Here is a 14,191-nt window from a genome sequence, read left to right on the forward strand (position 1 = left end):
TCAAGACACCTGATTGAGGACTAATCCTTTCGGAGGCACGTACGATTTGTCTTCAAATAGTAGCATGTAACAGGATTTAATGCATAATCGGTTGTAGGTCTGACATAGAAAATAACAAATTGCCGAGAAGAATACTCTTCCTCGACAATCTGAGGGCGAACAGTTTAAAATACTGTCGGCCCTTTTCTTTTAGATAATACAGATCCTTTGTGTTGCTCTAGGAAGGTTCTTTCAAATTCTTCACCCGATAGCGGAGGACTGAGCAGATATCCCTGTACAACCAAACAGCCATTTGATTTTAGGAATAGTAACTCCTCTTCAGTCTCTACACCCTCTGCAATCACATCAAGATTTAAATTATTGGCCACTGAAATAATCGTTTTTACAATAGCACGATTTTCAGAATTGCTTGTGATATCTTTTACAAAGGAACGATCAATTTTTAGAGAATTAATCGGAAACTTTTTCAGATAACTTAATGAAGAATATCCTGTTCCAAAATCATCAATTGAAATCGAAATCCCCATTGTCTTTAAATCATTTAACCTGCAAATCACAGAATTGATATCAGCCATCGAAATACTCTCCGTGATTTCTAAATCTAGATAGTGAGCGTCAAGATTTGTTTCTTTTAAGATATTCATCACTGATTCTACAAAGTTACCCTCATTAAATTGCCGCATGGAGATATTTACGGATACTGGTATAGGAGTGTATCCCATATCTTGCCAAATCTTATTTTGAAGACAGGCTGATTTCAGAACCCATTCCCCTAGAGGTAATATGATTCCAGTTTCTTCTGCTAAAGGAATAAATTCAGAAGGTGATATCATTCCTAATTCTGAACTCTCCCATCTTACTAATGCTTCCATACCAATGATACTGTTCGTTTCAATATCAATTTTTGGTTGGTAAACCATTTTAAGTTCATTGGAATATAATGCTTTTCGCAGAGCCTTTTCTAATACCATTTTCTTCTGATAATCATGATTCATCTCCTGCGTAAAGAAGGAATAAGAATTTCTTCCCGATTCTTTGGAACAATACATCGCAATATCCGCATTTTTTATTAATATATCTGGGTGATCACCATCTGTCGGATACATACTGATGCCCAAACTGGAAGTGACATATAGTTCATGATCTTTTAGCATAAATGATTTCTTGAATATATTTAAGATTCTTTTTACAAAGATGGTTGTTTCATCCTTTGTTACACTAGATAAAATAAAAGTAAACTCGTCACCGCCGAGTCGATAAACTGAAAAATCGGTCACCCTTTTATCATCCGCATTACTTAACCGTTCTGCTACTTTTTTTAGGAGAAGATCCCCATTTTCATGATTGAGGGTGTCATTAATAATTTTAAAACGATCTAAATCTAGAAATATGACAGCTACATTCTCATTATTTAGTGCCGCTGTTTTCATTTTTTCGTTTAAATCTTGATGAAAGGCACGTCGATTAGGTAATCCGGTGAGAGGATCATGAAGAGCTTCCCACTCTCGCCTTTTTTCATTGATTTTTCGCTGTGTAATATCAGTCGCTACAGTAAGGACTTGTTTATCCCCTGATGAAACAATAGGCAGCTTTACCGTTTGGATCCACCTTTTATTTCCCTGTGCATCAATGATTTCATTTTCCGGTATATGCTTTTCTGCTAAGGTTGTTAATACCTCGTAATCAATATATGCATTCTGCATTGCCATATCCAGATCCGGATTATAATCCATTTCATGATTTCCGATAAGGTCTTCGGAATTCACCCCAAATAGTACACCATAAGCCTGATTGGTTACTGTATATTTTCCATCTTGACTTTTGGCATAGATATAGCTGGGATTCAGATCAATTATTTTATGAAAAAATTCTTTTTGATCTAAAAGTGCATTATTCATCTTCGTAATGATCTTTTGGTGCATTCTAATCACTGGAATCAGGATCCCAATCGATAAAAATAAAACAGCGATACTGCTAGGTAATAGCAGATAGCATTTAATCATATTTAAGAATCCAATACAATATCCAACTGTTGCTATGATAATAAAATAACGGATAAACGTTTTGGTTTCAGAATCCTTGAGTTTTTTACTTAATACAAGTGATATTACAGTGATAATAATGAACATACATGTATTAAAGTTAAAAATCCATGACCAATCTCCATAGACAGGGTACAAGAAACTTACCTTTATTAACCCCTGGGATTTTACTAATTCAAAGCTTTGAATGCCTTTGTGGCTCCATCCAATCAAGTAGACAAAGGTTGACCAGATATAAAGAGTGACTACCGTAATTTTATTCACTGTATATTTTACCATTCTAGATTCAATCATTTGTGTTTGGTTAATGGCCGTATAGATAACGGCAAATAAAGTTGGAGCCACCATGATTGAACCAAACCGAAATAACTGAAATAAAAACTCAATTACACTATTTGAAAAAAATTCATGAGCATGTAAAAACGAAACATCGATTTGCCAAAACGAGGCAAAAATAAAAAAGATAAATAAAAGCTTTGATAATTTCGTTTTTCCCAGTATATAGATGGTTGTAATTCCAGCTGCTAAAGGAAATAAGGCAAAAGAAATCATTAATAGAAAAATCATTGCTTCTTCCTCAATTTTGTTTTGTCATAAATAAACATGTATTATTGCCACTAACCCCATGGTTAGTTATTGCAACACTTTCGACATTTTGATACTTCGTCTCAAAGACAATTGGCAAGTCATTAAAACCGTCTCCACTCGTTTTAATCGTTGGTGGAATAAATCCATATTCCATACTTATTAACGAAGAGACAACTTGCATCGCTCCCATTGAGCCAAACATATGACCGGTCATCCCTTTTATAGAAGTAATAGGGACTGTGGATCCAAAGAGATTAGAATGAGTAATGTACTCAATCATATCATTCTGTACTAATCCAAGCGCTTGACTGTTTACATAGGTAGGGAGAGAATCGCCTATTGCGCTTTTTAATGCAGCTGTCATTAAGCGGCCAGATGCATCTGACTGTAATATGGGTAGAGCTTCATTATTTGAAGCACCGCCGCTGACTTGCCCCCATATCTTAGCGCCTCTTGATTCTGCATCCTTTTTCCGTTCCATGATCACAACGGCGGAACCCTCTGATTTAACAAAACCTTTGTGAGAAGTGGAAAAAGGTACTCCGGTCTCTTCAATTTCAACATTCTCGGCAATCGTACCTGTCTTTAAAAATCCATAGGTAATCCAATCGCCTAGAAGAGCATCAGAACCGCCAACGATACAAATATCTGCATGGCCAGCTTCTAAGAATAATTTGCCCATAAGTATCGCATCTAGACTTGCAGTACACCCTGTAGAGATGGTATAAGCCTGTCCATTTATCCCAAGGTGCTTAGTGATTCCAGAAGATAATGTATGCGGATCACCTACAGGTATATAGTGAATAGGTACTTTTTTAAGGTTATTACCATGGTTAGAGAATTTTTCAGCTTCTAACATTCCTCCACCTGATGTACCCATTATGACGGCAACACGTGCAAAATCTGCATTTTGAAAGTTGGCCATTTTATAAGCCTCCTCAGCCGCTGCAATTCCCAACCGGGCTGTGCGTGGGTACCTTTTATAATTTTGACCAGAGATGGTGTCCAACTCTTCATGAACCACTCCACATACAATATTAGAACCGTTATTGCCACGGCCGTGGAGTATTTCCTGTGTACAGATACCCTGTTCTAACACATATTTATATTGATCGATATTACTAATACCCGGGGCTTTAACTCCAAAACCTGTAATGACAATTTTGTCCATAATCGACCTCAATTATAATAAATTTTATAGTAATCTATAAAAATTTAATTATATGAGGTAAACCAACATTTAGCAACAAATCTCGACATAAATCCCTCGCCATTTTTCCCCAGTTGAACCATAAATTTATGTTCGGTCACAAAGAAAATAAATCCTTTCATTAATATTGTGGAAGCCCTCATGCAAAAAAGCCAGGAGCAATCCATTTATCGGATTTTCCTGGCTTTTTGTCTTTCTTCCCAATAATAAATCCAGAAAAGACTAACCACCTATTTTAGTAAAATATTGAAAGAATAGATCGTACGATTACCCACATCTATCCTTATATTATACTTACCTGCAGACATTGACTTTGTGCTGAGATTGAAAATATATTGATTTTCAGTAGAATCATAGCGGAACAGATTATCTTCTGCTGCTGAACTTGTAGATACTCCTTTTGCGTTTTCCACATATATCTTTGCAGTTGCTCCAGTAAGGAAGTTACTTGCATCATCCTTTAATTGGAATTTTATTGGAAGCGTACTCCCCGCTTTGTAAGTAGTAGACTCATCCGTTTTCACAGGTGGAAGAATTTCACTGGCACTAATTGTTTCGCTTGCTGCCACAATCGGTAGATTCGATTCACCTTTGTTATTTTCAGCCGTTACTTTATAATACGATGTACCAATAGGCGCTGTATTATCAGTAAACTCTGGGATTGTAGAAGTTCCAATCTTTGTAAATTCACCATTTGGAGTGGATGAACGATAAATATTGTAGTTTTCTATACCTAATATAGGAATCCAACTTACGTTAATATCAGCACTATTGTTTACACTTGCCTCAATTCCTGCAGGAATAAGATTTTTAATGGTTAAATCATATCTGCGGGAATCATATCTGCTGAAATTGTAGTTTCTGAAGTCTGGCATACGGGTAACACCTGTAATATGTTCCTTTAAATTGCTTGTACCATTGGAGTAAATGGATACTGAAAGGTCTCCTGTTAGATTATAAACGATCAGCTCATCCCTGGAATCTCCAGCCATGTCTGCTACCATTACTTGCTCTTTTGCATCCGTATGTTTATCAAAGGTAACAATAGGATTAAAGTATCCATCGTAAAGCTTTGGTACCACTCCATTAGGATTATCTGCATCCACACCTCTTCTGTATGAAGTTATTAGCGGTGTATAGCTTCCTGTCCAGTTGTCAAGAGGACGTACGATACTTCCCCAATCTCCCATCGACCGCTGCTCCTGGTATAAAGTTTTACCTTCTGATGTAAAAAGGAACATTCCATCACGACCTGGTTTTCCTCTGTTAATTCTATCCAGTCCTGCAAGCTCTAAGCCTGGAGAGTCGATGCGGTAATCACCTACTAGTATCTGTTGTGGCTCGACTGTATCACCATTTCTCAATAATTGGTTACCATTAACATCGAAGGCAAACGTATCAGAACCACCCAGAATGATCTCATTTTCTCCATCACTGTTTATATCTGCGACCCAGTGGGTATCGACATGATCCGGTAAATCCTTTCTCCATAACTCCCGTCCGTCGTATGAAATTAATGAATAGTTATTAACTAATTCATCTCTTCCATCTCCGTCGAAGTCAAAAGGCAGCAAGCCATGTCCAGTCTTTCCTGTATAATGCCAAAGTTGGTTAAAATCCTTGTCCATCGCCCATACGTCCGAATATCTGTCCTTCAATAAGATATCTTGTGGAGTTGGGTTGCCAGAGAAATTAGCGATAAAAATGGCATCATGAGCTCTTTGACTTGGAAGTTCATGCTTTTTCTCAATCTCACCCGTTTTTCCATCAAAAATATAAAAATACTTTTCTGTATCTTCGCCCATCTGCATTACGGTCAGTACTTCATTTTCACCATCTGCATCAATATCATAAATCTGAACAGGCTCATCTGCTCCACTGGTTGTAACTTTCGGATCTACTGTTCCTTGCTGCCACAATAGTTTCCTTCAATATCATATGCAGCTAAATGTCCTACATAACGCGGATTGCGAGCGTCATCTCTTACATTTGCCGGCTGTACCATTAAAATATCTTGGCGACCGTCACTGTTCATATCGCCGATACGCATTCTATTTCCAGTGCCCGCTGCACTAATATCAATCTTACTTACCAGGTTTGGGAAGGACCATTCTGTCATGCCTAACACCTCAACAGATTTTTCCCCTTCTCCGGAACCATTTAATGCAGAAACCTTATATTTATACGTGGAATCGTTTTCAACATTATCATCAACAAAATTTGTAGTTTGTGAGTTACCAATTAATTTATAATCCTTATATCCCAATTTAGTACGATAGATATTATAGCTTTCTGCCCCATCTACTTCGTTCCATTTCAATGAAATAGAGGTTTGAGTTACAGAAGGGATTACAATATCACTTGGAGCTGATAGAGATGTATGTACTTCAGAATCAGCATAAACATTAACAGGTTGATTTATAGGACCAACTTCAGACATCATGGTTAGTGTTAACATAGTAGCAAGTATAGTTTTAGACTTTTTTAACATGATTTTCCCCCTACAAAAATAGTATTATGCCGAAACAAGTTGTCTATAGATTATTGATCACCCCCTTACTTTTCTTTTAGTGATTTATTCTACCAATTGCCTAACAAGATGCAGTATTAGGAAATTGGTATTTAATTATGTTAATAGTTTCACTTTTTACAATTTACTGGAATATTTGTAAAATTAGACCTTACCATCGTAACCCTTCAGCAAAATGCAGACAAGATGCCTATTTTACCGACTTTTCAAATTATTCGAAAAATTAATGTGGTGAATTATTACCAATTTATCTTATTAAGATAAAACTTTATTACCAGACAATTATTACCTAGACCAATAAGAAAGGGGCATGCCTGGTTCCTGCAGGCACACCTCTTTTACTTTTTTATAGAGATCTATCGGTTAAGACCCTTCCAGCGAATCCATCTTCATGAGGACCTACATAATCAGATTTTAATTCAAAGGTACCTGTAAGACCTGGATACTCACTCACTTCTTTTTTCAAGTAATTATGTAAAAAAAGTGGTAAATACCCAGCAAATGTACATGGTTTAGTATTCTTCCCACTTCATATAAAAATAGCAGAGGGTATAGCCAAGAAATAGGAGTTCCAATCCATTTACCAAATTGTGCAGGAAACCATGTACTTTTGTAGGTTTTTCTCTAACTAACATGGGGCAAAGACACCATTTGTAACCACAATATCTTGTGTATTACTTATTAAATTACATATAATGTTATGAATTTTAAATCTAGAACCTCAACCGTTAGTTGAATAAGATAAGGCCAACAAGAATTTTTGGTAGCTGGATTTCGTATGGTGCCCCCGTTAGTCCAAATTCAAACTTCTCAATTTCATGAAGTATTCCATGGTTCTTGGTAGACAACACATCACTTTTTTACTTTTATTTTCTCAGGTATGGTCGTCCAGTACTTTGGGTCTTCTAAGCCAAGTCGCCAAATCCCAATTCCCCGTAAGTTATATTTTTCTACAAGGTCTAGCTTAAATCTCAGACTGTGGCTATTCTCAAACCAAGCCTGGTGGCTATGTTGTTTTTTATCTACGTAACTGAAATGAGGTGTTTGCGAACGAGAGTCCCATATCACTTTAGCTTTATATTTTGTTATCTGACTCATTAACATTGCATGGGAGCTATATAAGGTTTCACTTGATGTTGTATCCCAGTCCCATCCATAACCAGCGATACCCAGTAAAATTTTTGATGGTGGTACTCCTTGTTTCAAAGCATAGCGAATGGTTGCTTCTGTCCAATTGAATGATGCGGATGACCCAGGTGTTGTTCTTGGGTTGTGCTCATCATATGTCATTAGCATTAACCTATCTGAGTATAAACCAAGTTTTTCGTAATCAAACCAAGGTGACCAGGGATTAGCACGGGAATCACCAGTGTTTGCCGGGACAGAAACCGTAACCACTTTTCCATCACTATGCAGAGCATCAGACAATTTTTTAATCAGCAGGCTAAAGGAATCTCGGTCTTTCAAATACAAATTTTCCATGTCAATATTAATACCGTCATATTTAAACTGATTGATTTCATTCTGTAAGTTCTGAATAAAAACATTGCGGTTTTTATCGATATTAAGTATATTACTCGCTACCTGCTTTCCCTTCTCCTCGGTTTCATAAAAGAGATTATGTACTACCATATATACCTTTACGTTTTTTTCATGAGCACTCTCTATAACGATTCTTTTATGATCGACTGTAACCGAATCGATAAGATTGCCTGGTTGCTTATCATCAAGCTTATACCAAAAGGGTGCAATGATACTTATATTAGAGAATTGTGAATTAACTGTTGGTTGAGACCCTGGTAACGTTCCTTCCATTTCTGTGTAGAAACCTAAAACCTCTCTGGGAATTTTTTTCGTCCTGTATTCTGCCTCTTTTCTTTGTGACTGACTGCAGGAAGACATTAGTAATAAGACCATACTTAAAGTAATGATAGTGAATTTACGATAGCAATTTTTTGCCATAATACACCTTCTTCTAATTTGTATATTTCTTAAGTTGATTACAAAAGTTGCAACTTATTCATGATTTGACTTTTCCCCAATTCTTCCTTACCAGGATTGTCACTGTTTTAAGTTTGCAGAATTCCTTTTCTAAAATGTATTTGCAATATATAATTTAATAATTAATAGTTCCGAAATTTTTGATGAATGCATGCTTAAACGCATGAACCTGGAGTGGTAAAAAATGGAGACTAGACAAATACAATACTTCCTGGAAGTAGCAAAAAGAGAGCATGTAACAGAGGCTGCAGATGCATTGCACATTGCCCAATCGGCAATTAGCAGACAAATTGCGAATTTAGAAAAGGAATTAGGTGTAGAGCTTTTTATCCGTGAGGGAAGGAGCGTAAAGTTAACCCCTCTAGGAAGAATTTTTTATGAACGGATTAAACAAGTATGGTATTTGATGGAGGATTCAAAGAGAGAAATTAGAGAATATTTAAATCCTGAAAAAGGGACCGTTCGAATTGCCTTTCCGATTAGCATGGCAGCCCATACTTTGCCTCACATCATTTATTCTTTTCGTACGCGTTTCCCCGAAGCAAAGTTTCAAATGAGCAATGCTCTTTATTATGATTTAATTGATGGCGTTGTAAATGGTCAATTTAATTTGGCGATGATTGCCCCGATGCCGAATCTCGAAAAAGAAAAAAAGATTAAAGGGGACATTCTTTTCACAGAGAATATTGTGGCACTCATCCCTCTTCATCATCCGTTATCGGACAGGGAATCCATTCGATTACGGGATTTAATGAATGACCAATTTTGCGTCCTTCCTGAAGGGTTTGTATTTCGTGAACAAGTGGTTCAAGCCTGTAACGGTGCGGGCTTTTCACCAAATATTGCATTCGAAGGGAAAGATATTGATGCATTAAAAGGGTTAGTATCTGCAGGCTTGGGTGTAGCCTTAATGCCGGAGATGACATTGGTGGATAACACACCACGGTCTACCGTTGTTATTCCACTTTCAGACTCGAGGCTCACACGAACAGTCGGTGTTATCTATCCTGCCGAACGTGACCTGCTTCCAACCGAAAAGCTGTTTTATGATTTTCTGATTGAAACCTATGAAAGATTGAATGAGTTTAAAAACTAGAAAAAAAAACAATCCGATTTGATTCATCTTCACCAGGAAAAATAGACACTAGTAATATGTTAATAGAAATTGGAGGATTATTATGCCATTAACAAATATAAATCTATACATTTGGAACCCATTTTCAACATCACCGCCACCTCCGTTTACTCCAACTGTCCAGTCAGTACTGAATAAGCTTATATTAAAAACAGATTAAGAATCTGCGAAATATAAGCTGTTTCGTAGATTCGAAGGAGTAAACGATGAAATCTAAAATACAGTTTATATTATCAATGATTATTTTCGGTACAATTGGTTTAGTTGTTCGATACATTGATCTTTCTTCGAGCGAAAGAGCTTTACTAAGCAGTTTCATAGGATGCATATTTTTAACATTAATACTCTTCATAATGAAGAAAAAATTATCGTGGAATTTAGTTAAATCGAATGCTTTATTTTTGTTTCTTTCCAGTATCGCGTTGGGTGGAAATTGGATCTTTCTTTATAAATCGTACGACCATACGACAATTGCGAACGCAACGCTAGGTTATTACTTTGCACCTGTCTTTGTGATGATTCTTTCACCATTTGTACTTAGGGAACAATTATCTTTTAAAAAGATGGGATGTATCGGTTTCGCGATAATCGGCATGTTATTGATTGTTGGAGAAGGTGTAAGTGCGTCTAAATCAGAAGATATCCTTGGGCTTTCTTATGGATTAATCGCAGCTGCTTTTTATGCTGCATTATTGTTATTAAATAAATTCATTAAAGTTCTAGGAAAATTAGAGTTGACAATCATTCAGCTCGGAACAACAGCTTTACTTCTCACGCCATATGTTTTCTTTACTGAAGGCTTTGGTATTCTTGAAGTATCCCGTTCTTCCGTTCCTTTTATCTTAATTTTAGGTGTCATCAATACAGGTATAGGATTTTGGTTGTTCTTCTCAGGTATGGAGAAGTTGAAAGGACAAAGTATTGCGATGCTAAGCTATGTCGATCCTTTTGTGGCAATACTTATTTCGGCAATTATCCTTCAAGAACAAATGACATTTATTCAAATACTTGGTGGTACATTACTTTTAGGCTCAACTTTTATTAGTGAAATTAAATCTGTCACATTTTCAAAACTACTAATGAAAACGCCAGTTAAATAACGTAATACGCAGTGGGAAGCATTAGTTTCCCACTGTTTTTTTAGTGGTTATTGAACCGTTAGCGGAATAAGAAACCAGCTGCCATATATGCAAATAGATTTGTTGAATCATAACACTTACTGAATTGGTAAATAATATTGATGAGGTGATCGTGTGGATGAGAATAAATTAAAACTCACATCTTCCGAAATAGGAACTCTATGGGGAGAGTACGTGAACGGCACTATGACAGATGTAGTAAATCGGTATATGGTTTCTATTATTGAAGACGAGCCAATAAAAGCGATTTTTGAGGATGCTATTACTACATTTGAAAAACAAAGGAGACAAATCGTAACTTTTATGGAGATTGAGGGATTTCCAATTCCAATTGGATTTACTGAATCTGACCTCTTTAAAGGCAAACCAAGATTGTTCACGGATATATTTTGCTTAAATTATTTACATATCATGACATTACATGGTTTGCTGGGGCATAGCACTTCCTTAGCTGTATCGGTTAGAAAAGATTTAAGAGATTTTTACGATTCTTGCGATAACGACGCAAAAAAAATGTATCATCAAACCATTGAGTTATTGCTTGAGAAAGGAAATTTTCAAAGAGACCCATTATTTTATCCCGCTCAAAACCCTGAATATATTTCAAGCCAAGATTTCACAGACGGTTTTTTCGGAAAGGGTCGAAAATTAGCAGCCACTGAAATCATTAGTATTTCTTTGAACCTTAAAAAGAGCATTATGGCTAAAACACTTTCTATCGCATTTAGTCAAGTCGCTCAAACAAAAGAAGTAAGAGAGTTTTTAACGGATTCAGAGAAGACAGCTGATCAACAAATAAAAACATTTACAAAAATTATGCAAGCGGACAATTTACCAGTTCCGAAATCATGGGAAACAGAAGTGACAACTTCAACCGATTCTCCTTTTTCGGATAAGTTAATGTTGTATCATATCGGTTTCTTATTTCAAGCTGCACAAAACTATCATGGAGCAGGTCTTGCATCATCCATGAGAACTGATCTTGTGACAGCTTATGAGGGTACGATCCTAAAAAATCTTATGATAACAAAAAAATGGTTTGATTTGATGGTACAAAATAAATGGTTAGAACAACCGCCTCTGGCTCCTAATAGAGAAGAAATCGCACAACAAGAATAATGACTATCATGTCCATCCACATAAGGATGGGCATTTTTATTTACAGATTCAGAGTGGTCAATAGATCGTCTAGACCTATTGCCACTCTAGAAATGCGTTCTTATTAAATATTGAATTCAATCTCTCAGAACCTAGGAACATTATTACAATGAAGCTTACAATAACAAATGGGAAGATTCCTATTGTTGAGTTTGCTGCGACGAAACCTAGAAGAGGTGGCAGGAACGTACTACCTGTATAAGCAACAGCCATTTGATAGCCCATGATTGTCTGGGAATGTTCTTTCCCAAATCGTGTTGGCGTTTCATGTAACATACACGGAAATATCGGTGCTAATCCTAATCCAACCATTATAAAACCTATAAGAGAGGACATGGACGGCAATGGCAGGAATAGAAGTGCGGCACCAATTATTGCGATGATTTGTCCCATCCGAATAAGAGTACGGTTACCTATTTTTAACGTAATAAAGCCTGTTATAAATCTACCAATAGTAATACCGGCGTAATACAAGGAAACCCATTTTGCTGCTGTATCTACGGATAAATCTTTCACATTTACTAGGAAACTACTTCCCCAAAGTCCCATCGTTGCTTCTGCACCACAATAAAACAAGAAAGATAGTAAAGCAAGTTTAACTCCCTTAATTTGCAAGGGTTTTTGTTTTACAACATCCGCTTTATTTGTATTTTCTGGCTCTTGAGTTTTGTTAACATTGTTGTTACCTGCAACCTTACTCCATAAAGGCAAAGTGAAGAAAAGAATAACTACTAATACAAACTGAAGACCTGCAATGGCAAGGTACCCGCTTCTCCAAGAGTGTTGCCCTGAAATATATTGAGCCATAATGACGGGACCTAGTGTAGCTCCCACTCCCCAAAAACAATGAAGCCAACTCATATGGTGAGCTTTGTAATGTGAAGCAACATAATTGTTTATTCCCGTATCCACTGCACCTGCACCTAATCCAAGTGGTATGGCACAAATGAATAACCAAACAAGCGAAGGAGCAAAATGGAACCCAAGCAGTGCACAAGCAGTCATTAAGACGCTGACAAATGTGACGATTCCGGTTCCAAATCGATTGAGCACAGCTCCACTAACAAAACTGGAAATGATTGTTCCTCCAGCAATTGTCATAAATAGCAAGCCAGCTGTCTCAAGTGGTGCTCCAAATTCCGGCTGCATTAAAGCCCAAGACACGCCCAACAGTGAATCAGGTAAACCCAAGCTAATAAAAGCCAAATAGATAATTACTAAAAAAAATGTAGCCATGTTCTTTTCTCCCCCTTATTTATATAGGTTTTAATTCTCTTAGTTACGAATATCGGTAATCATGAGTTCAAGCCCAAGACTTTGTAAGCCAACTAGATAATCTTGTTTCCAATCACTCATTATAATTTCTGGAAGATGTTCTACCGGAATATACTTTGAGCTTCTTTTTACAATTTTGTCGATAATAAATTGGTTGACTTCATCATCGCAAAAAATAATGGTGTGAGGGTTAATGATAGATACAAATGCAGCTACTAACCTGCTTATGGCATCGACCTCATTCTCCTCATTTGTGAATGCATTCTTAGTCCTGATTTGATTTCCCAAAGCCTGACCAAAATTCCGATCATCATAATGTGGAATGAATGAAACCTCTCCTGAAAAATTAGTACTGCCCCTTACTACGACTCCATTTACCATAATACCAGCGCCAGGACCATTTTGGCCCGAATATAAATAAACTAGAGATTTATCTTTCCTATTTCCCTTCCTATCGTGATATCCAAGTACTGCCGCATTCATATCGTTTTCAATTACAACAGGTACTGAAAACCGATTTTCCAAGTATGTTTTTAAATCAAAGTTTTGAAGATGCTCATACCCTGGTATATAAAAGATCCGCCCATTATCAACGGAACCAGGTACACCAATAGATACAGAACTAATTTTTGGATATTTCTCTTTTATCGCTTCAACATAATGGGTTAATAATTTTAAATCCTCATCCATTAATACACTTGAGGTTTTTCCAAAATCCTTCACTTCTCCTAAACAGTTAAAAACAATATAATTTGTCTCTGATTTCTCTAAAAAGATTGCCAACCCTAACATATACTCTGGATTGTATGTATATCTTTTTGCTCTTCTTCCACCGCTCGAATCATCAAGGCCGACTGAAAAAAGTTCACCTTCGGCTTTCATCTGTGATAAGAATTTACTTATTGTAGGAAAACTAATTCCCAATTTATCGCTAAGTTCAACTTTGGTTGCACTTCCAAGTTCTAAAAGAGATTTACGAATACCGCGTAGGATTTCCTTTTTCATCGATTTTGGAGTTGTATTCACAAGGTTCACCGCCTATTAAATTATACTTATTAAATTAGTTTAATAAGTATCCATCTAAAAACTTATTAAACTAATTTAATAAGTAAT

10 protein-coding genes are annotated in these 14,191 nt (G+C 36.5%); 3 read left to right on the forward strand and 7 right to left on the reverse strand.

The window, feature by feature from the left end:
• Positions 1-164 precede the first annotated feature (164 nt).
• The 5 genes from F4694_RS18575 to F4694_RS18595 all read right to left on the reverse strand — a co-directional run bounded on the left by F4694_RS18575 (position 165) and on the right by F4694_RS18595 (position 8,332).
• Entirely contained in the window at positions 165-2,609 is a 2,445-nt protein-coding gene (locus F4694_RS18575; protein WP_179600680.1) for a putative bifunctional diguanylate cyclase/phosphodiesterase, read from the reverse strand.
• Between the two features lie 10 nt (positions 2,610-2,619).
• The gene (locus F4694_RS18580; RefSeq protein ID WP_179600682.1) at positions 2,620-3,801 is read right to left on the reverse strand and encodes a beta-ketoacyl synthase N-terminal-like domain-containing protein; all 1,182 of its coding nucleotides are present in this window, start codon (positions 3,799-3,801) and stop codon (positions 2,620-2,622) included.
• A 269-nt stretch (positions 3,802-4,070) separates the two neighbouring features.
• Positions 4,071-5,759 (reverse strand): PxKF domain-containing protein, encoded by a 1,689-nt coding sequence (locus F4694_RS18585; protein WP_179600684.1) that lies wholly within the window; start codon positions 5,757-5,759, stop codon positions 4,071-4,073.
• Complete coding sequence (locus F4694_RS18590; protein ID WP_179600686.1) at positions 5,738-6,331, reverse strand: fibronectin type III domain-containing protein; 594 nt, start codon at positions 6,329-6,331, stop codon at positions 5,738-5,740. Before F4694_RS18590 ends, F4694_RS18585 begins: the two co-directional genes overlap by 22 nt.
• An 891-nt stretch (positions 6,332-7,222) precedes the next feature.
• The gene (locus F4694_RS18595; protein ID WP_179600688.1) at positions 7,223-8,332 is read right to left on the reverse strand and encodes a glycosyl hydrolase family 18 protein; all 1,110 of its coding nucleotides are present in this window, start codon (positions 8,330-8,332) and stop codon (positions 7,223-7,225) included.
• A 223-nt stretch (positions 8,333-8,555) separates the two neighbouring features.
• On the opposite strand from F4694_RS18595, the gene F4694_RS18600 reads away from it, so the two are divergent.
• The 3 genes from F4694_RS18600 (at position 8,556) to F4694_RS18610 (ending at position 11,764) form a co-directional block, all read left to right on the forward strand.
• Positions 8,556-9,467, forward strand: a complete 912-nt coding sequence (locus tag F4694_RS18600; protein WP_179600690.1) for a LysR family transcriptional regulator — start codon at positions 8,556-8,558, stop codon at positions 9,465-9,467.
• A 245-nt stretch (positions 9,468-9,712) separates the two neighbouring features.
• Complete coding sequence (locus F4694_RS18605) at positions 9,713-10,606, forward strand: DMT family transporter (protein ID WP_179600692.1); 894 nt, start codon at positions 9,713-9,715, stop codon at positions 10,604-10,606.
• A 153-nt stretch (positions 10,607-10,759) separates the two neighbouring features.
• Positions 10,760-11,764, forward strand: a complete 1,005-nt coding sequence (locus F4694_RS18610; RefSeq protein ID WP_179600694.1) for a DUF3231 family protein — start codon at positions 10,760-10,762, stop codon at positions 11,762-11,764.
• A gap of 75 nt (positions 11,765-11,839) precedes the next feature.
• On the opposite strand, the gene F4694_RS18615 is transcribed toward F4694_RS18610, so the two are convergent.
• Positions 11,840-13,039 (reverse strand): MFS transporter, encoded by a 1,200-nt coding sequence (locus tag F4694_RS18615; RefSeq protein ID WP_179600696.1) that lies wholly within the window; start codon positions 13,037-13,039, stop codon positions 11,840-11,842.
• Between the two features lie 39 nt (positions 13,040-13,078).
• Positions 13,079-14,083 (reverse strand): ROK family transcriptional regulator, encoded by a 1,005-nt coding sequence (locus F4694_RS18620; protein ID WP_179601080.1) that lies wholly within the window; start codon positions 14,081-14,083, stop codon positions 13,079-13,081.
• Positions 14,084-14,191 lie beyond the last annotated feature (108 nt).

This window comes from Neobacillus driksii (assembly GCF_013409995.1).
Classification (GTDB): domain Bacteria; phylum Bacillota; class Bacilli; order Bacillales; family Cytobacillaceae; genus Neobacillus; species Neobacillus driksii.